The organism is Paenibacillus sp. FSL K6-1330, assembly GCF_037976825.1.
Classification (GTDB): Bacteria; Bacillota; Bacilli; order Paenibacillales; family Paenibacillaceae; genus Paenibacillus_AQ.
This window is the reverse complement of the sequence record NZ_CP150269.1, coordinates 486,950-506,055: the sequence shown is the minus strand read 5'-3', so window position 1 is coordinate 506,055 and position 19,106 is coordinate 486,950. Positions and strand designations below refer to the sequence as shown.

The 19,106-nt window shown below is 49.1% G+C and carries 16 protein-coding genes; 7 read left to right on the top strand and 9 right to left on the bottom strand.

Going from position 1 to position 19,106, the window contains the following annotated elements; all coding sequences use genetic code 11:
* Positions 1-28: 28 nt before the first annotated feature.
* Positions 29-502, bottom strand: coding sequence for a hypothetical protein (locus tag NYE54_RS02225; protein WP_339269708.1), 474 nt, complete (start codon positions 500-502; stop codon positions 29-31).
* Here NYE54_RS02225 and NYE54_RS02220 point away from each other — a divergent pair.
* Both NYE54_RS02220 and NYE54_RS02215 read left to right on the top strand, forming a co-directional pair.
* Entirely contained in the window at positions 501-3,305 is a 2,805-nt protein-coding gene (locus NYE54_RS02220) for a glycoside hydrolase family 3 C-terminal domain-containing protein (protein WP_339269706.1), read from the top strand. The genes NYE54_RS02225 and NYE54_RS02220 overlap by 2 nt on opposite strands.
* 282 nt (positions 3,306-3,587) lie before the next feature.
* Positions 3,588-4,034, top strand: a complete 447-nt coding sequence (locus NYE54_RS02215; protein WP_339269704.1) for a carboxymuconolactone decarboxylase family protein — start codon at positions 3,588-3,590, stop codon at positions 4,032-4,034.
* Here NYE54_RS02215 and NYE54_RS02210 read toward each other — a convergent pair.
* Entirely contained in the window at positions 4,003-4,902 is a 900-nt protein-coding gene (locus tag NYE54_RS02210) for a sigma-70 family RNA polymerase sigma factor (protein WP_339269702.1), read from the bottom strand. The genes NYE54_RS02215 and NYE54_RS02210 overlap by 32 nt on opposite strands.
* Before the next feature lie 305 nt (positions 4,903-5,207).
* Here NYE54_RS02210 and NYE54_RS02205 point away from each other — a divergent pair, with 305 nt between their 5' ends.
* From NYE54_RS02205 to NYE54_RS02195, 3 genes are read left to right on the top strand one after another with little or no spacing between them, the layout of a single operon-like run.
* Positions 5,208-6,083, top strand: coding sequence for a GGDEF domain-containing protein (locus NYE54_RS02205; protein ID WP_339269700.1), 876 nt, complete (start codon positions 5,208-5,210; stop codon positions 6,081-6,083).
* 44 nt (positions 6,084-6,127) lie between these two features.
* Positions 6,128-6,271 (top strand): hypothetical protein, encoded by a 144-nt coding sequence (locus NYE54_RS02200; RefSeq protein ID WP_339269699.1) that lies wholly within the window; start codon positions 6,128-6,130, stop codon positions 6,269-6,271.
* A complete protein-coding gene (locus NYE54_RS02195) occupies positions 6,264-7,559 on the top strand; it encodes a glycosyltransferase (protein WP_339269697.1) in 1,296 nt (431 codons plus the stop codon). The genes NYE54_RS02200 and NYE54_RS02195 overlap by 8 nt, the downstream gene beginning before the upstream one ends.
* Positions 7,560-7,679: 120 nt before the next feature.
* On the opposite strand, the gene NYE54_RS02190 is transcribed toward NYE54_RS02195, so the two are convergent.
* On the bottom strand, positions 7,680-7,904 hold the full coding sequence (locus NYE54_RS02190; protein ID WP_339269695.1) for a DUF896 domain-containing protein: 225 nt from the start codon (positions 7,902-7,904) through the stop codon (positions 7,680-7,682).
* A gap of 325 nt (positions 7,905-8,229) precedes the next feature.
* Here NYE54_RS02190 and NYE54_RS02185 point away from each other — a divergent pair, with 325 nt between their 5' ends.
* Both NYE54_RS02185 and NYE54_RS02180 read left to right on the top strand, forming a co-directional pair.
* Complete coding sequence (locus tag NYE54_RS02185) at positions 8,230-9,585, top strand: sodium-dependent transporter (protein ID WP_339269693.1); 1,356 nt, start codon at positions 8,230-8,232, stop codon at positions 9,583-9,585.
* A gap of 125 nt (positions 9,586-9,710) precedes the next feature.
* Positions 9,711-10,958: a glycosyltransferase family 2 protein gene (locus NYE54_RS02180; protein ID WP_339269691.1), complete on the top strand. Its 1,248-nt coding sequence runs from the start codon at positions 9,711-9,713 to the stop codon at positions 10,956-10,958.
* A 492-nt stretch (positions 10,959-11,450) separates the two neighbouring features.
* On the opposite strand, the gene NYE54_RS02175 is transcribed toward NYE54_RS02180, so the two are convergent.
* The 6 genes from NYE54_RS02175 to NYE54_RS02150 all read right to left on the bottom strand — a co-directional run bounded on the left by NYE54_RS02175 (position 11,451) and on the right by NYE54_RS02150 (position 19,049).
* Entirely contained in the window at positions 11,451-12,611 is a 1,161-nt protein-coding gene (locus NYE54_RS02175; RefSeq protein ID WP_339269690.1) for a GntR family transcriptional regulator, read from the bottom strand.
* Between the two features lie 274 nt (positions 12,612-12,885).
* The gene (locus tag NYE54_RS02170; RefSeq protein WP_076322487.1) at positions 12,886-13,773 is read right to left on the bottom strand and encodes a carbohydrate ABC transporter permease; all 888 of its coding nucleotides are present in this window, start codon (positions 13,771-13,773) and stop codon (positions 12,886-12,888) included.
* A 10-nt stretch (positions 13,774-13,783) separates the two neighbouring features.
* Complete coding sequence (locus tag NYE54_RS02165) at positions 13,784-14,653, bottom strand: ABC transporter permease subunit (RefSeq protein WP_243390928.1); 870 nt, start codon at positions 14,651-14,653, stop codon at positions 13,784-13,786.
* Positions 14,654-14,839: 186 nt separating this feature from the next.
* Positions 14,840-16,477 carry an ABC transporter substrate-binding protein gene (locus NYE54_RS02160; protein ID WP_339269687.1) on the bottom strand — a complete coding sequence of 546 codons (1,638 nt, stop codon included), beginning with the start codon at positions 16,475-16,477 and terminating at the stop codon, positions 14,840-14,842.
* Positions 16,478-16,675: 198 nt separating this feature from the next.
* The gene (locus tag NYE54_RS02155) at positions 16,676-18,325 is read right to left on the bottom strand and encodes a histidine kinase (protein ID WP_339269686.1); all 1,650 of its coding nucleotides are present in this window, start codon (positions 18,323-18,325) and stop codon (positions 16,676-16,678) included.
* Positions 18,294-19,049, bottom strand: a complete 756-nt coding sequence (locus NYE54_RS02150) for a response regulator (RefSeq protein WP_083659640.1) — start codon at positions 19,047-19,049, stop codon at positions 18,294-18,296. The genes NYE54_RS02155 and NYE54_RS02150 overlap by 32 nt, the downstream gene beginning before the upstream one ends.
* Positions 19,050-19,106: the final 57 nt, after the last annotated feature.

Below are 19,106 nucleotides of genomic sequence, written 5' to 3'. Positions count from 1 at the left end.
TCTATTCCGTGTTCATTTCTTTCAGCTTTTAAGTTGCTGGCATTCTAACAGCTCTTTCAAACAGCCATCTGGAAAGCTGATCAAAGACCTCCTCTTCCCGATCAACCATTTTATATATTTTCTTCCCTCCCCTTAGAACATAACCTTTTTGATTGATATCCAAAAAATAATCATCTATTTCTCCGTCACGATCACGGTAAAAAATAATGAATGCAAACGTTGGCCCCCCATCATTTCTTATGTTTTTGCTGAAAAACGATCTCGGCGACCTCGTATACGAAACGGAGTCAAAAATGTTCATCAATTGATTAAGCTCTTCATTTTGGTCTTCGAATTCGAAATTCCCACATGAAAACTGCACTAATTCTCGGTGTATTACGGCTCCGCTTTGCACGCTATGATGGAATTGGTCTAACTGGCTTAAGAGAAGCATGAACTTATCACATGTATAACTGAGAGCGTTTCCATTCCAACTATGCATAGAAATGAGGTTTTGCTCCATGAAATATCCATTCCAGAATCCGGATCTTCCGCTGGAAGAACGGGTTAATGATCTTGTATCCCGATTGACCTTGGACGAAAAAATCGAATTAATGTGCCAATACCAGGCGGAAATCCCCCGCCTCGGCGTGCAAAAATATAAGCATGGCACCGAAGGTGCTCACGGCGTGGCATGGCTTGGCGAAGCGACCGTATTTCCGCAAAATACCGGGCTTGCGTGTACCTGGAATCCCGAGCTGATGCGGGAGATCGGATCGGTCATTGCGGACGAAGCCCGCGTCTATTACCAGCGCGACCGCGCCATCAACGGACTGACCATCTGGGCACCCACGGTGGATCTGGAACGCGACCCTCGCTGGGGACGCACGGAAGAAGCCTACGGGGAAGACCCGCACCTGACCGGGGAACTCTCCACCGGGCTTGTGAAGGGCATGCAGGGAGACCATCCCTTCTACTACAAAACGGTAGCTACCCTGAAGCACTTCTACGGCAATAACAACGAAGTTGACCGCGGCAGCGCATCGGTAAGCATCGATCCGAGAAACAAACGCGAGTATTATCTGAAGGCTTTCGAGGCACCGTTCCGGGAAGGGAAAGCCGGTTCCATGATGACCGCGTATAACGGCATCAACGGCACGCCGTGCAACCTGAACCATGAAGTGAACGACATCGTCAAACAGGAATGGGGCATGGACGGATTCGTGGTAGGGGACGCGGGTGACGTTCTGGGCACTGTCATGGACCATCAATATGTATCCTCCTATGCAGAGGCCGTTGCCGGCTCCGTTAAAGCCGGTATCGACAGCATTACCGATGATCAGGACATCTCCTTCCGTGCTCTTCGCGACGCATTAGAGCAAGGATTGCTTGAGGAGCAGGATCTGGATCATGCCCTGCGCAATACTTTCCGCGTCCGCTTCCGTCTAGGGGAATTCGATCCGGAAGAACGGAATCCTTACAGCCATGTGCCGGAGTCGAAGCTCTGCGCGCCCGAGCATGCCGAATTATCTCTTCGAGCCGCCCGGGAATCGATCGTCCTCCTGAAAAACGACGGATTACTGCCCCTTAAGCGTGATCAGTTGAAGTCCGCTGCTGTCATCGGTCCCCTGGCTAACGAAGCATTTACGGATTGGTACAGCGGTACGCCTCCATACCGAATAACGCCGCTTCAGGGCGTGCAGGAGAAAATGGGGGAACGCAGCGTCCATTTTCATACGGGATTAGACCAGGTACGTCTTCGTTCTGCTGTTAGCGGCAAATATATCGCCTTATCTTCGGAAGAGAATGGCGGGCTGTTTGCAAGCACAGCTGAGCCCTCCGGAGCGGCGGTGTTCGAGCGGAACGACTGGGGGTGGGGCTCCGTGACGCTTCGGCTCGCCAGCAGCGGCAAATTCGTAACTGAAACCGAGACGGGACTGCAAGCAACGGCCGACGAGGCTCGCGGCTGGTTCGTTAAAGAGACTTTCAGCTTCGAGGTGTTACCAGATGGAAGCTTTGTAATGAACAATTGGGAGGGCAAACCGATCCTACTGGATGAGCACGGACGGCTTGTGGTAGGCAGCAGCGAAGATGCGGGAACGCCAATGGCCATCGAGACGGTTCAGGACGGCATCGCTGAAGCCGTCGCGGCAGCAGCATCGGCTGAAACCGCCATAGTCTTCGTGGGAAACAGTCCGTTCATTAACGGCAAGGAAACGATCGACCGTCCCGACATCACCCTCCCGCCTGCCCAGCAAGCCTTAATTCAGGGGATCTATGAAGCCAATCCCAATACGGTGGTTGTCATCGTAGGCGGATATCCGTTCGCCGTGAACTGGGAACAGGAGCATGTGCCATCCATCCTCTTTACGTCTCATGCCGGACAGGAGCTGGGTCATGCGGTTGCCGACGTTCTGTACGGAGATTTCAATCCGGGCGGTCGCTTAAATATGACGTGGTATAAGTCAATCGAACAGCTTCCAGACCTCATGGATTACGACATTATCAAAGGGAAACGGACCTATCAATATTTCAACGGGGATGTGCTGTATCCGTTCGGTCATGGTCTCGGCTATTCCCGCTTCCATTACAGCGGTCTGTCGCTAAGCCAGTCGGAAATTACCACCGATGGTAGCGTAACTGTCAACGTTACCGTCAGGAATGAGGGCACGTTGGCCGGAGATGAGGTGGTTCAGCTGTATGTGAAGGCTGATTCCTCCCGCATCATTCGCCCTTCCAAAACGTTGAAAGGCTTCCATCGCATCCATCTGGCCCCGGGAGCTTCGAAAACGGTAAGCTTTGAGCTCAAAGCGGAGGATCTGGCGTTCTGGGATGTCACCCGGGATCGCTACTGCGTTGAAAAGGGGACTTACACGCTCATGGCTGGACCGTCCTCCAGCCAATTGCCGGAAACCGCAGTCCTTCAAGTCGAAGGTGAGACGATCCCTCCACGCACTCTGCGAGAGCCTGTTCGAGCGGTGAATTATGACGACTACCAGGGTGTCTTCCTGGATGAATGCCGTGAAGGCGGCGAAAGCATTCGTTTAACCGACGAGACGGGATGGATCGCTTTCCATGACGTAGCTCTCGGCGACGCTTCGGTAACGTTCGAAGCCAGGGTGAGCGGACATATCAAGGGCGGCGATATCCTCATTACGACCGGCAGCCCGGATGGCCCTGCAGCCGGAAGCTGCAAGGTTCTGCCGACCGGAGGACGCCAAGCCTGGACGACAGTCCAGGCCAAACTGACGGGATTAACAGGACGGGCTAACGTATTCCTCATCATAAAAGGTGAAGTGCAAATCAGCTGGTTCCGTATAGCTTAAGCCAAAACGATAACCCTCTATAAGCGTGACGATGTATTACGCATTCCGCTTAGGGCCGGAAAATAACATATAAAACGTTATAAATGACAAAGAAACCCTCTGGATGAACATGAATGCTGCCCGGAACGGCGCTTCTGCCAAGAAGCGCCCATCTTTTTCGGTCTTTCGTTCTCCACCTTTGAAGGGTTTCTTTCTTTTTTCCGTTGGGACATGTCACAATTCTGCACGGCCAACTGTCATATGGGTGAACATCAAAAATCATACCAAAAAGGGGAACTGAATATGGAACTGCGAATGAATTACCGATCGGCCAATCCCGAAGCTTTCAAAACCCTGCTTGCCCTGGAGCAAGCCGCCCAAAAAAGCGGCCTCGATCACAAGCTGTACGAGATCATTAAGCTCCGGGCATCCCAGATCAACGGCTGCTCCTTCTGCGTGGATATGCATTCCAAGGATCTGCTCTCCATGGGCGAAAGCGTGGACCGCCTCCTCCTTCTGCCGATGTGGCGGGAAGTCCCGATTTATTCGGACGAGGAACGGGCCGTCATCGAATTGACGGAGTGCGTGACTAAGCTATCCGAGGCCGGTGTTCCTACAGAGGTGTACGAACGCGTGCGCAAGCATTTTGACGAGAAGCAATTCGTCGATCTGATCATGGCGATCACAACGATTAATGCCTGGAACCGGATCGGTGTCGCTACAGGTCTGTTCCCGGGCTGTTTTGATTAAATAGCTGCAATTTATCCGGATTCACCACAAGAAAAATCTGACGGATGCGGGATAAGTCGGGTTCCCACTCTACCGTCAGCACCATGGAGACCCGGCCGTCCCGCTTTAGCAATAAGCCGGGCTCTCCGTTTACGGTGACAGGTTCAAACCCTTCCCGAAACGAGCCTTTGGCAGATAACCCCTCAAAGAAAGCACGTACCCTTTCTACGCCTAATATCGGATTGATGGCTGCCCTCGCTTTGCCGCCCCCATCCGATAGTAGCGTAACCTCTTCCTTCAGAAATGACAGCAGCGGCTTGAAATTCCCCATATCGGACGCCCGCAGGAATGCTTCAACGAAGCGTTCCTGTGTTTCCGTCCGGGCGTTTTCTCCTATTGACCTCTCCGAATGATGATCCATTTTCCGCTTGGCACGACTGAAGGTCTTGCGGCAGCTGATCTCCGTCTTTCCAAGCATCTCCGCTATAACCTGATATTCAAGCCCCAGCGTATCCTTGGCGATATAAATGGCACGTTCCAGTGGCGTTAACCGTTGAAGCAGCACCAGATAGGCATAACCTATCGTTTCACGGCGCTCCGCAGGATCGGACCGCGTCAGCATGTCATAGTCCGGCATCGGCTCCGGGAGCCAGGGACCGGTATACGTTTCGCGCTGGCGTCTGGACGATTTCAACAGGTTGATGCAGCGATTCGTTGTCATTTTGGCCAAATATGCCTTCTCGTTCAGTACTTCTCCCCGATCCATCTGCACGAATTGGGAAAAAACATCCTGCACAATGTCCTCCGCATCCGCCACACTCCCCAGCATCCGATAGGCCAGGCCGAACATCATCGGCTTGTATTCGGTATAGATTTGATCCAATAACATCAGGCACACCTTCTTATTCTGTATATTCTCTAGCATGAAAGCTACACCACTTATAAGACAAACGGGATATACCACCTGTGACATCATGAAGACGTTATTCTCTACTCTACCCCATATGCCAAGATTTCCGTAAGGGTCAGTTGAAAGGAGAATTCCAGGGTCAGTGGACATTAAATTCGTTATCCAATGTGTAGATTATGTCAACGTTCGATAAATCTATCGACATTTGGGTAATTTTTAAATAACATATGGAATGGCCTAACTACTGCGATAAAAGGTTTAAGAGATTAGAAAGTAGGTAAAACATGAAAAAGTCCACCCCTTTACGTCGCGTCGAACTCGGTTATTTTCTGCTGATTGCTCTCGCCATGGTCCAGCAGTTGTTCATATTCTGGAACATCTATGTAAACCAAAGATTTACTTTCACGGAATTCTTGTTCAGTATGGGTACACTGGCTGCCTTATTGATCGGCTTCTTTCTTCCGGTAGGCGTTTCGACGGTCACGGTGTTTGTGTATTCGGTCACTTATTTCGTATGGTTGTCCACTCTGGCCCCGGTCAATGCACTCACACTCTCCTGGATTCTGCTGCTGCCCGCCAATACCGCCATTGCTATCTTCATCAAGCTAGCTCTGGTGCGAAGCCGAAGGTTCATAAGGCGTCTCGAGCAATTGAGGAAAACCAACCCGGATATCGACATCGACACCTCTCTTGGCAGCAAGGATGCTTTCGAAGATACGCTGGTGAAACAATCCAATCTGGCCAATCGGTATTCGGATCAGTACAGCTTCTGCATCATGATGTTTAAGCTCGATTTTCTCCCTCTAACCAGGGAGTCTGTCGGATCACACCGTTTTGCCAAGCTGATTATGGAACTGTCGAGCACGATTCAAAATCAGATTCGTTATGAGGACTATAAATTCTCCATTGGAGAAGGACGCTTTATCATTCTGTGCCCGCTCACCAAGCCGGAATATCTCAAAAGTCTTATGGAACGCATCAAAGTTGCTATGATGAACGTCCCCTTCCGTGACAAAAAAGGGATGTCCCTCAAGCTTGTGGTCCGCGCCGGCGGCCTCGTATTTCAGAAGGAGCAATTTAGCCGATACGAAAATATCGATGACGTCATCTCTGCATTAGAACGGAATACCGAAACCGACCTCATCGGGGAATATATTTAATGAAGTTAAGTTACCATCATCAATCAAAAGGAGGCTTGCAGCCGATGTCGTATACCAGCTGGTTTATCCCTCTGTGCATCGGAGTCAGCATCATGTTCTCCATAGCCATCGTTATTCTGACGATTGCCACCTTAAGCTTCCGTTCAAAGGTCAAACGAAAATACGATCGGGGGAAGTTCAGTGACTGACTTTTTCCTGGTCATCTCTATTATCAGTATATGGATTGCCGTACTGGAATCGATCATTATTATGGCCGGGGCCATCGTGTTCATTCATAAACAAAGCCGGCAGAAGCTGGTGAATCCGAGCAATCTGGAGGATTTTCCTACCGTGTCGGTCATGGTGCCCGCGCATAACGAGGAATTGGTCATCCAGGCAACGGTAGAGCATATTCTGCAGATGAATTACCCGCATCACAAGATGCAGGTGATTGTCATCGCTGACAATTGCAAGGATCATACGGCCGAGCGGTTAAAAGCGCTCGAAGCGAATGAGCGTTACCGGGACCGCGACTTTCTTATTTTGGAGAGAACCGGAACCGGCGGCAAATCAGGTGCCCTAAACGACGCGCTCAAGCAGGCAACGGGCGAATGGATCTGTGTCTACGACGCGGATGCCGCACCCGAGAAAAATGCCCTGTTGTTCCTGACGCAGAAGGCGATGGAGCAGCCCGAACGCTACGGGGCCGTCTTCGGACGCAACAAGGCCCGAAACCGTGGACAGAATTTTCTGTCCCGCTGCATCAATCTGGAGCTGGTGACCATACAGCGTGTACATCATACCGGACTATGGCAGCTATTTAAGCTGGGCACCATTCCGGGCACGAACTTTATCGTGAAAACCGCGCTCATTCAGGACATCGGCGGATGGGATGAGCATGCGATCACGGAAGATACCGCGATCTCGTTCGAGATCCTGACGAGAGGGCAGCTTATTGCGCTGGCTCCCCAAGCCGAAGCTTATCAGCAGGAGCCAGAGGATCTGAAGGTCTATATGAAACAGCGCGAACGCTGGGCTAAGGGGAACTACAGCGTTGTCACGGATAACATTCATCATCTGTTTGACCGGACAAGCTGGCGGATTAAGCTGCATGTGTTATATTATGCCGCCAGTTACTTCTGGTTTATGATTGCCATTATCATCTCGGATATTATTTTTGTCGCCAACATCGTGTATCAGATCATCGGCCTGTTTAACCCGGCCGTCGTCTCCCCTTTCCGGTTTGAAGGCGATGTGTATATGTATCTCATCATTGCTTGGGCCTTAATGTATTACATCTATGTCCTGCAGATTAACCTGGCGCTCGCAACGGACATCGGGCAGAGCCACACACGTAACTTCATTCTCTCATGCGTGTCGTACTTCACCTACGCCCAGCTGTTCCTCGTCATATCCATTAAAGCCTTCTACTCCTTGATCGTGGATAAAATTACGGGCAGGGAATCCAAGTGGTACAAGACGGAGCGGTTTGGATAGAGTCACCCTCAGGCAACTGTGTTTAATACAAAGAAGGGATCACCATGACATGGCGATCCCTTCTTTGTATTATTATGCTCACCATACTGTGTAAAGTCGTTACACAGTCACGGCAATTTACTATTCTCTCAGCTTCTTCTGCTCATGACGAAGTTTTTCAGGTGTCACGTCATTTCCGTTGGGATCCACGATGCTTAATCCCGAAAAGGTGCTTAGCACCTGTCCGCGAATTTCACGCAGATAGTCCGTGCGCAAAACTTGCTGTTCGGCTTTTTCCGCGGCAGTAAGTACCCCCTCCCGCTGTTTTTTAGCCAATTCATTAATCCGGGTTAAGCTTTTGATCATGATATCCCTCTTTTCCATTTGATTTTCATTTATCTTAATATAAAGATATAACAATATAAGATGTTTGTCAACCCCGCCAACTTTCGCTTCCGAAAGGGTTGAATTTGTGATTTTTTCCCTACCCAAACCCTCTTCATTTCCCTAAACTTGGTGTTTAAGGTTTATTTATTTACAAATCGTGGTTATTGTTAGTATTGAAACCTTTGTGTTCGCAGCATAATAAAAAAAGCAGGTCCTCATCCCTTAGGAAAAATTACTTATGCCTTTCTGGCAGAACTTGAAATATAATAGAGGAACTTAACTTTAATCAACTGGGGGAACATCTATGAAATCTCAGCTCAACAACCCAGCTTCAACGGGGAAAAATGATCGTTTTTCCTCTGCTGGATTTATTCTGGCCGCGATCGGGAGCTCTGTCGGCCTCGGAAACATGTGGAAGTTTCCTTACATTACGGGAGAACACGGCGGCGCAGCTTTCTTCCTGCTCTTTATTATCTGTCTCATCGTGATCGGTCTGCCCGTCCTGTTGGCCGAGCTTGCCATCGGACGAGCTGGCCGCGGGAGTGCTGCAACTTCCTTCGTTAAAGCGGGCGGACCGAAAGTTTTCGGTCATCTTGGATTGCTCCAGGTCATTGCACCGTTTCTCATTCTGACCTTCTATGTTATTGTGGCAGGCTGGACGCTACATTATGCGGTCATGTCGTTTAGCGGCAATCTGTACAACAATACCGATTTCGGTGGTCAATTTACTACGTTTACGGAAGGCTACATGCCGATTATATGGCAATTCGCCGCTATTATTATTACCGGATTGGTTGTAGCTAAAGGAATCTCCGGAGGGATCGAGAAATTCAACAAGGTTCTGATTCCGGGCCTAATCATTCTGTTGATCGTACTAATGATCCGTGCGGTAACCTTGCCAGGAGCTGGCGCGGGCGTTTCCTTCTTCTTGAATCCTGACTTCTCGAAGCTGAGCCCGGAAGCAGCGCTGGTCGCGCTGGGGCATGCCTTCTTCTCCCTCTCGCTGGGGATGGGGATTCTGTTGACCTACGGCGCTTATGTGGATAAGCGACAATCGCTAGGTCCCGCAACCCTTGCCATCGGCGCGGGTGACCTGATTTATGCGTTTATTGCCGGGCTCATTATATTCCCGACAACCGCTTCTTTCGGGATTGAACCGAATGCCGGACCTTCTCTTGTCTTCATTGCCTTGCCAGCTGCCTTCTCGGCCATGCCGCTGGGTTCTTTTTTCGGGGGATTGTTCTTTATTCTTCTAGCCATCGCCGCATTAACATCTTCCGTCTCATTGCTGGAGGTCCCAACCTCGTATGTCATGGACCGCTGGCATTGGGGACGGACTAAAGCCGTAATCGCCATTAGCGTACTGGTTATGCTGATCGGTCTACCCTCCGCGTTGTCATTCGGCATCGTACCTGGGCTTTCCGATATCGGCGGCAAAAACTTCTTCGATTGGCTGGATTTCATCACATCCAATATTCTGCTTCCGGTCGGGGGTCTGATCACCACTCTCTTTGCAGGATACTTCTGGAAGAAGGCGGCAGATGCCGCTGGCCTGAAAGCCGGCTGGTTCCGGGTATGGCTATTCATGCTCCGTTATATCGCGCCAGTACTCGTATTTTTGGTGCTGCTTCATACCACGGGTGTGATCAAGTTCGATTAATTGTAGCCAAGGCAAAGGCAATCTCATCGTCACACGGGACGAATGGGGTTGCCTTTTTTATCCGGATTTAATTGTGCTCCCGCATCACCATCTAGAAAAATTTCAGTTAAAGGGTTGAGCAAGTAATGAGTTTTGAGTATGTATTTGGTGTTGGATTGACCTTCATTCAATGCCTCCTACTGTTTTTCTGGGCATATTGGATGCTCATCAGTCTCTTTGGCTTTGGAAAACCAAAGAGACTCAAGGAATATAAACCTTTGAAAAGATTTCTTCTCATGATTCCTGCGCACAACGAAGAAGCGGTTATCGGACACCTTGTCGAGAACCTTCATAAAATGGACTACCCGAGGGAGCTCTATGAAGTGTGCGTTATTGCTGATGGATGTAAAGATAAAACTAGTGAAATCGCTAGAAAACTTGGTGCTACCGTTATTGAACATACCTACCTGCCAGGTCAACAAAAAGGGAAGCCATATGGAATCAAATACGCCATTGAGCAGTATGGAGATAGGTTAATCGATGATTTTGACGGTATTGCCTTCTTCGATGCCGACAACTTGGTCTCGTTGAACTATTTAAGGGAAATGAATAACCACTTGTTGAACGGGGATCAATTAATACAATGTTACCTGGATTCTAAGAATCCCAATGACAACTGGGTGACAATAGGTTACTCTGTAAGCTACATTTTCATGAACCGCTCTTGGCAGCTGGCTAAGTCCAGATTAGGCTTAGGTAACGCGATCGGTGGAACTGGGTTCTGCGTAGACACGACTCTGTTCAAAACCATCGGTTGGACCGCTCGTTCCTTAACAGAAGACCTTGAGTTTACGATGCAGTGTTTGCTTGAAGGTGTACCCGCTAAATGGTGTCACTTTGCGCGTGTGTACGACGAGAAGCCGGAAAGTTTCAAATCTTCCTGCATTCAACGTCTCCGATGGGCAAGAGGGCATTGGGATGTTTGCTTTAAATACGCTCACCGATTAATTTGGAGATTCATTAGCAAGCTAGACTTCAAAGCTTTTGATGGTTTTATGTACCTTATTAATCCTGGCAAGATTGTTTTAAGTGCTGCAACAGGTCTCCTTATTTTCATATCCATGGCTACCGACTTATTAGATGCTCATCATTTGATTCCTTGGCAAATTTGGATGATATGCTTGTTATTCCAATTCATTTACGTAGGGTACGCACAGTTTCTTGATTCGAAAAACAAAGTAAGCATCTTCCGGAACTATGTGTACCTGTACTTCTTCAATCTAACTTACGTACCACTGTTCCTTTGGTCACTCATTACAATGAAGAACGTAAATTGGAATCCTACAAAGCATACACGAGCTATACATTTGAGCGATATTGAAGTAGAAGATTAGAGTGGAATTATTTAGATGTGACTACAATTTATTTCGGCTATTTCGCTAACAGCTGCTATTTCCCGAGAAATAATGACATGTGATACAAAGGCTTGAGTTTTATAGGGATATTTCTACATAAAAAAATAGTTTACGCACATTTCAGTGGATAGTATAACCTACAGTCACTCAATCCCTTTCAACCTCTAGTTAATATGTCAATATATAATAAATTTTAAATGTTATATCAAATTCCCGCGATCTCCACATCATGTCTAATCCATCATTCATTCAGAAGAAGTACAAAAACCATGCACTCATCTATTCATGAGCGCATGGTTTGTATTTGTTCTTCCCCAAATCCGGTTCGATTCCGTGCTCGATCACGCACCGTCTACGAATTCAAAATTCAATTCGGCGATATAGCAGTATCAGGTAGATTACGTTAGATCGTGCATATATGCATATGTTGCTGCGCGTCACCGCACAGAAGTTTAGACAAAGTTTAGCTGGTTATTTCTTTACAGGCCCGGTAGATGCTCCAGCCACCAATTCCGCCGGCAATCGCTTCTCAACGGCTACATCATCGTGATTCATGATGCCCAATACCGTCTCGATCGCCAGCCTGCCCATCTCTTCCTCGTTCTGCCGCATATGGGTAAACAAATAACCCTCGCCGATATTTAGCTGCGGACTGTCGAAGCATATGATGGATACGTCCTCCGGCACCCGCAGACCGAGGCGCTCTGCCGCAACCTTGGCTAGCAAAGCAATGTTATATTCGATCGCAAAAAAGGCAGTAATCGACGGGTGATCCTGCAAATGCTGTACGATCCGCTGGATTTCGCGTTCAATATTACTCTCGTGGAAGGCATTGGGCAAAGTGGCCGTCACGTCGCTAATCCAGATTTCCTTATCAGACGCGATGCCCCGGGCGGCATGAGCCTGCACGAACCCTTCAATCCGCTCTTCAACCGCTGTCGTATCTCTCGGCGGAGGAGACAGCAAGGAAATATGACGGTGACCCAAATCGAATAAATGCTCCACCGCCTGCACGGCTGCCCCAAGATTATCTGTACTAATGGAAGCCGCTGCAACTCCCTTCAGCTTGCGATCAATCAGAACAAGCGGGAAACGGGCAATGACCATCTTCAATATTTCAGCATTGAAATATTCCCCCTGAGCGGGAAATACAATGAGTCCGTTCACTCCGAGATTACGCAGCTTCTGAATGGATAATTCCTCATTATCCTGGTCTCCAAACGTTCTGCGCAGCACCAGAAAACAGTCATTGTCCCTGGAATACTGCTCCATGCTGTAGATAAGACGCGTTCCATAGCTTGAAGAAAAGTCTGTAATGACGAGGCCGATCATCTTCTCCCGGCTGGCCGCTGCAGCATCTGTGCTCTCTGAGGAGAGAGGTTCCCTGTGTACCACAGGCTCATCCGGATCAGCTACGAACGATCCCTTGCCCGGCTTGCGTACAATCACGCCTTCGGCCGCCAGCAGATCCAATGCTTTTTTGCTTGTGATTCGACTAACTCCGTATTCATCCGCGAGTTCCTTCTCCGAAGGGACTTTATCGCCTATCCGAAAAATATGGGTTGAGATCTTTCGCTTCATCTCATTAAAAATTTGTTCATACATCGGCTTCGTGGAAGCTGCATCTTTCAAATTGATATCCCTCCAACGGTACTCCAAAACCTACTAATTTATATAACAATATAACATGATATATTTAAATTGTCCATGTTGAACGAATACCGCTTACAAATTAAATACAATCTGAACAGTCCCAACCATGACAAAACAGCGCCGCAGGATAGTCTTTCGCCGGAAAGACTCATGCTGGAGGCGCTGTTCTCTGTCGACTACCTATTCCATTTGCCGGTACTGGATGTACCCGCTCAAGCAGAGCACGCTAATAAGCCTGACCGGCTGAGCTGTTCTATTCCTTCACGGCCCCCAGAACGATTCCGTGGATTAAGTAACGCTGCAGAAACGGATAGATGAGCAGAATTGGAATCATGGAAACCAGAATTTTGGCTGAGTTCAGGGTCGTGTTGGAAATTTTATTGAATTGCTGCAGCTGTTCGACGGAGAGATTCTGCATCTGGTCGCGCGTCAGACTGAGCTGCTGCAGATAGGTTTGAAGCGGTATTTTTTCGCTGTCATTGATCAGGATGATTCCGTCAAAGAAGTTGTTCCAGTGACCGACGATGACAAACAGGGTAATGGTTGCCAGACTGGGCATGGAAATCGGGATAAAGATCTTGAGCAGGATCTTCAGCGGACCGGCACCATCAATGAATGCGGCCTCCTCCAGCTCCTTCGGAATGCCCTTGAAGAAGTTCATCAGGAGAATCACGTTGAAGACAGGAACCGCACCCGGCAGAACCAGTGCCCAGATGCTGTTGATCAACCCCAGCTTGCTGATCACCATATACCAGGGAACGATCCCGCCGCTGAAGAGCATCGTAAACACGATAATCCACATATATTTATTTCTCGATCGGAACTGCGTGACGCTCCGCGACAATGGATAGGCCATGAGGATGGTCAATATCATGTTGATCGCGCCCCCAAGCAGCACCCGTTCCACGGATATTAGAAACGCCTTCCAAAACTTCGTGTCATTCAGTATCTGCCCGTAGGATGAGAAATTCAGCTCTACCGGAAAAAAGTAGACCTTGCCCGCATTAACAGCCGTGCTGCTGCTGACAGACACCATAATCGTATTGACGATGGGGGCTAGCGACACAAATGTAATCAGAACGAGCGCGAGCATAATCATCAGGCGGGATAGCCTTGAGCCCAGCGTTTTGGATTGAATCATGCTAACCCTCCTAGAAAATCCTGTACCCCGCATACCTCGAGGCCAGCCTGTAGGATATAACGATCAGAATAAAGCTGATGACCGATTTCATCAGTCCGATCGCCGTTGCGAACGAATACTGCATATTGATCAGACCCATGCGGTACACAAACGTATCGATAATATCACCTGTCTCATATACCAGCGGATTATACAGGTTGAACACCTGGTCAAATCCTGCATTCAACACATTGCCGAGACTCAGCGTGCCCAGCAGGATGATCGTCGGAAACATGCCCGGCAGTGTGATATTCAGCGTCTGTTTCCAGCGGCTTGCGCCGTCCATTGCGGCCGATTCATACAAAGCCGGGTTAATCGCCGTCAACGCAGCCAAATACACAATCGTCCCGTAGCCGAATTCCTTCCAGGTATCCGTCACGATGAGCAGCGGCCTGAACCAGTCGTTGCTTGCCAGAAACATGATCCGCTCCAGCCCCAGAAACTCAAGGAAATTGTTAATCATGCCGTCAAAGGAAAAGATCATGGTCAACATCGTACCCAAGACCACCCATGACATAAAATGCGGCAAATACACGATGGTTTGAATCGTGCTTTTGAAGAGCTTCAGACGCACCTCATTTAGCAGCAGGGCGAACACGATCGGTACAATCAATCCGAGAACAATCTTCCCGACCGCGATGACCAGCGTATTCACAAAAATCTGTTTGGCATCCGGCAGTTGAAACATATACGTGAAATTGTCGAGTCCTGCCCATGCGGAGCCGAATATCCCTTTCGCAGGGATGAACTTTTGAAAAGCCATGACCACCCCGAACATCGGAACAATCGAGAAAATGAACAGCATGACCATGCCGGGCAGCAGCATCGCATGATAGGTCATTTCGTCAAAGGTTCTTCGTTTCTTTTTCCTCCGGTATCGTACTTCCCGCTCTGAATTGACGGTTGTTTCCACTTGCGCCATCGTCCGCTCCACCTCCATCATGTCCCTGTCAGGACAGGCCTTATCGAATGAAAAGCCCGCGCGGATGACCACCAATAGCCCTCCGCGCCAAGGCTCATGCTTTCCTTATCTGCTGCTCATCTGGTTGACCTCTTCCGTAATCTCATCGCCGCCGGTACGCTTCCAGGTGTCCACAAACTTATCGAATTCATCAACGGGGGCTTGGCCCATGATGATTTTCAATATCGTCTCTTCTTCGAGCTTTTGGAGATTGGCCCACTTCAGCTTCATCGTCTCGGTGGTTCCGTAGAAGCCTGCAGGAATCACTTCCAGATTCGGATTGTTCGCTTCGCGTTGACCCTCGATACGGGAGAGGTATTCGCCATAGGTGTTCACATCGACGGCATTGCCTTTCTCCTTAAACTCCTGATATGCCTTGAAGGATACCACCCGGTCCTCCTGAACGGCCGAAGCATCCCCGGATTGATCCGCCTTCATCAGATCGTCGTAATAACGCTTCAACACGTCGTCATAATCCACTTGCATCGGAATTTGCGTCGGATCATTGTTCCAACGACTGGCATCGGTCAGCATCTCGTCCGGATGCTCTTTCTTGTAGTTAATTGCATCATCCGTTAAGGAGTACAGGAAATCCGTAGTCAGATTGACCGACTTCATGATCGCTTCGGGATGGGCAAAATCCTTCTTCACCACAACGATACCGCCGCCCACCGGATCCTGACGGATCGTTTTGAATTTGCCGTTCTCGTCTACCGGTGCCGATACGGCAACCCAGACAGCATCGGGATCTTGCTTGATCGAGTCCTTGTAGTTGGTGTAGCCGATCCACCATGGATTAAACAGCATGCCTACCTGACCGTTGATCACAAGCGCTTCCTTCTCTTCATTCGACCGGACGGCGAACTGTTTATCAATCAAACCTTCCTTGTACATGGCGCTCAGCTCCGTCAGCGCTTGCTTCATCTCGGGCTGGACCGAACCATATACAACCTGGCCGTCCTTCTCGATCCAGTTCATCGGAAAGGCGCCATGCGCAGCGAAAACCGGCGTAAAGTTCATGGCATTGGAATCCATCACCATTCCGACCGTCTTGCCTGTTCCCGAGGCGTCCTGCTCCACGAATGTTCTGGCGAGGTTCCATACATCCTCGACGGATTCCGGCATCTTCGCGCCGACCTTATCCACCCAGTCCTTCCGAACCCACAGCAGCTGGTGCTGGTTGCCGATATTCGTCATCGGAAGGCCCATGATTTTACCGTCGACCTTCACCTGGTTCAGCAGCAAGTCGCCATAGGAAGCGTAGATATTCTTGACCCCGTCGGATGCGGTCTTCTCGTACACCTCCGTCATATCGGCAATCAGGTCATTATCCACCAGTTGGTTGAAAATATCGCGGCTAACCAGCATAACGTCCGGCAGATCGCCCGTTGTCATCGATAGCGAGAGCTTCTGATCCATATCATCCGTCTCCCAAGCCACCTTGGCTTTCACATTCACCCGGTCCTCCACGTAACGGGTAGCCAAATTGTCCTCAATCGTATCGCCTGATGGCAGGTTGTTCACATGATTGGTATTCCGGCCGATCGTAAATTCCACCGGCGTCTCATATTTTCCGTAAGGCTCATAATCCTGCTCTGAAATTTCCGGCTGCACGTTATCACTCTTGCCCCCGCCGCAGCCGCTGAATACGGCCAGTATCATACAGCTGAGCAGCAGAGAAGCCATCTTTCTGCGTTTGTTCATCCTGTCATCCCCTTCTTCTCGTTTTGGTTGATAATCAAATTGTATGCGGTTTCAAAATTGGCGTATATGCAACATTTTTCGGATATGTATCACTTTTTTCATGACCTTCTTGTTCTCCACTTCAAACTACAAAAAAAAGCGGCTGCCTCAGCACACCGCTTTCATTACCAATGCTATGGACCGAATAACATACGCTGTTCAGGAGGCTGGAATGACCATCGATACTTCCGTTCCGCTGCCTGACTCACTATGAATATCGAGTCCGTAATCCTGTCCGTAATACAGCTTGATCCGGTCATTCACGTTCCGAACGCCGCAGCCCCCGCTCTCTCCGGCCAGCAGCCTCGCCGCCTGCACGGGAGTCATGCCCACCCCGTTATCGCTGACGATTAGTTTAATTCCCCCTTCGACCTGGCTGACCCCAATGTAGATCTGGTAATCTGCCCCTCCTGCCTCCACAAATCCGTGTTTGATGGCATTTTCCACAATCGGCTGCAGAATAAAATGGATGACCTCGGTATGTAACACTCTCTCATCAATATGGTAATCCACATCAAACCGGCCATCATTCATAATAAGCTGCAAATCCAGGTAAGCTTTGATGTGCTGCACCTCATCCTTGATCGTTGCCATATGCCTCCCCTGATTCAGCGTCGTTCTATAGAACCGGGCCAATGCCGATACCATATAACTCGTTTCGATATCCGCCTTCTTCTCGGCCCTCCACCGGATAAAGGAGAGGGTGTTGTATAGAAAGTGCGGATTAATCTGATTGATTAGCTTGTTATATTCGCTTTCCCTCTTGGCGATTTCCGCTTGATACACCTGGGAGATAAGGCTGTTAATCCGTTTCAGCATTTTGCCGATGCCGTTGGTCAGCTCACCGAATTCATCCCTGGACGAGCTTTGGATAATGACATCCAGATTGTTCTGCTCCACCTTGTCTACCTTGTTCTTGATATGGATAATTCTGCGCGTGAAATTGTTGGAGATCACATAAATGAGCAGGAAGGTAATGATCAAGCTGAGGATAATGACAAACAACGTAATTTGAAAAATACCGAGCGCATTGGCGTATGCATTCGTGTTCAGCAAATGATAGTGAACCGTCCAGCCATTGTTAGCGAGTGATCGGCTTAGGCTTAGCCCGCTCGGCTCCCCATCCTCCAAACCGGCAGATGCATCCGGCGCCTTGCTTTCCTTGAATATCACCCGCTGCTCAGCATCCTCGATATGAACCGCCACATGCTCCGACAGCTTGTCCAGGTCTGCAAAGATGCTGTCATGCTGAATGGAAATGACCATGAAATTGCTGTCCTTCGGATTGCTGATCAGTTCCTGAACGAGATAAAGCTTCTCCCCGTCCACAATCCAGCGCCTGCCCCGAAATCCATCGTACCAAGACTTGCTCTTAAGATCCCCGATCGGCAAAATATTGTCGCGAATCCCCAGCAGCTCTCCGGATGTATAAAAGGTGATGGCCTCAATATCATCATCCATCAGCCGGATATTCGAGATTAACGGCTCCAGAATGTCACGGAAATCCAGGTACATGTTAAAATAGTTCTCTTCGTAATCCTTAATAAATATCTGCGACAACTCCCGATTTAGCACCATGAACTCGCTCAGCGTATTGTACCGGTTGATCTTGTAATCCATAATGTTAGCCACCTGCTCCAGGCTGGCTTTAGCTTCGCTCCGCAGTTCTTTCATCTGAATGCGGTAGGACTGAATGAAGGAAAGCAGCCCGAGCAGAAGAATGGGAATGAGTGCAATCACCAAGTGGGACAGCAGCAGCTTGTTGCGGAACCTGATATCATTGAACTTGTTCTTGATCCATCCGATCATGGAGCACCCCGCACTCTCTGTACTGTAAGGGACTGACGCCGAACTTGCTTTTGAACAGCTTGGCAAAATACGAATGGTTATCGATGCCAACCGCTCCGGCAATATCATTTACCTTCATATTGGAGTTCAGGAGCAGATGGCTTGCCCGTCGCAAGCGGTAATCGGTTAAATACTTCGAGAAGTTCTCGCCGGTCTCTTTCTTGAACAAAATACTCAAATACCCCGGGGACAGGTATACATCGTGGGCTGCATCCGACAACGAAATGTCCCGCTGGTAATGATCCTTCACATAATCCTTGACCTGAAGGATGACCTTGGATTCCACCGTCTCCTGCTCAAGATCCCCACCATAAGGACTGATCTGCGTAATATCCTCCATCACCTCCAGAAACTCCTCCCTGACCAGCGGCTTCAGCAAGTAATTTACCACGCCCAGCCGGATGGCGCTGCGGGCATATTCAAATTCGTCATAACCGCTGCAGATGACAATCTTTAGATCCTGCTGCATCTTTCGGGCTTGTTTGCTTAGCGCAAGTCCGTCCATCAGAGGCATTCTGACATCGGTGATGAGGATATCAATCGCGTTCTGAACCAGAATCCGCTCCGCGCTCATTCCGTTCTCGGCTTCCAGTACTTGAAAGGGAAAGCGGTACTGAGAGATCAAATCCTTAATGCCTTCTCTTTGAACGGACTCATCGTCAACAACAAGAACATTAAACATCATGAAATCTCCTTTGCTTGTGAAAGTATGAGGCTAATATAGGAAAATATAGGTTGTTAT

Excerpts from the sequence above, each read along its gene's own strand:
- NYE54_RS02220 (WP_339269706.1), top strand. The coding sequence starts at position 501 with ATGAAATATCCATTCCAGAATCCGGATCTTCCGCTGGAAGAACGGGTT.
- NYE54_RS02225 (WP_339269708.1), bottom strand. The coding sequence starts at position 502 with ATGGAGCAAAACCTCATTTCTATGCATAGTTGGAATGGAAACGCTCTC.
- NYE54_RS02215 (WP_339269704.1), top strand. The coding sequence starts at position 3,588 with ATGGAACTGCGAATGAATTACCGATCGGCCAATCCCGAAGCTTTCAAA.
- NYE54_RS02210 (WP_339269702.1), bottom strand. The coding sequence starts at position 4,902 with ATGTTATTGGATCAAATCTATACCGAATACAAGCCGATGATGTTCGGC.
- NYE54_RS02205 (WP_339269700.1), top strand. The coding sequence starts at position 5,208 with ATGAAAAAGTCCACCCCTTTACGTCGCGTCGAACTCGGTTATTTTCTG.
- NYE54_RS02200 (WP_339269699.1), top strand. The coding sequence starts at position 6,128 with ATGTCGTATACCAGCTGGTTTATCCCTCTGTGCATCGGAGTCAGCATC.
- NYE54_RS02190 (WP_339269695.1), bottom strand. The coding sequence starts at position 7,904 with ATGATCAAAAGCTTAACCCGGATTAATGAATTGGCTAAAAAACAGCGG.
- NYE54_RS02185 (WP_339269693.1), top strand. The coding sequence starts at position 8,230 with ATGAAATCTCAGCTCAACAACCCAGCTTCAACGGGGAAAAATGATCGT.
- NYE54_RS02180 (WP_339269691.1), top strand. The coding sequence starts at position 9,711 with ATGAGTTTTGAGTATGTATTTGGTGTTGGATTGACCTTCATTCAATGC.
- NYE54_RS02170 (WP_076322487.1), bottom strand. The coding sequence starts at position 13,773 with ATGATTCAATCCAAAACGCTGGGCTCAAGGCTATCCCGCCTGATGATT.
- NYE54_RS02165 (WP_243390928.1), bottom strand. The coding sequence starts at position 14,653 with ATGACCTATCATGCGATGCTGCTGCCCGGCATGGTCATGCTGTTCATT.
- NYE54_RS02160 (WP_339269687.1), bottom strand. The coding sequence starts at position 16,477 with ATGAACAAACGCAGAAAGATGGCTTCTCTGCTGCTCAGCTGTATGATA.
- NYE54_RS02155 (WP_339269686.1), bottom strand. The coding sequence starts at position 18,325 with ATGATCGGATGGATCAAGAACAAGTTCAATGATATCAGGTTCCGCAAC.
- NYE54_RS02150 (WP_083659640.1), bottom strand. The coding sequence starts at position 19,049 with ATGATGTTTAATGTTCTTGTTGTTGACGATGAGTCCGTTCAAAGAGAA.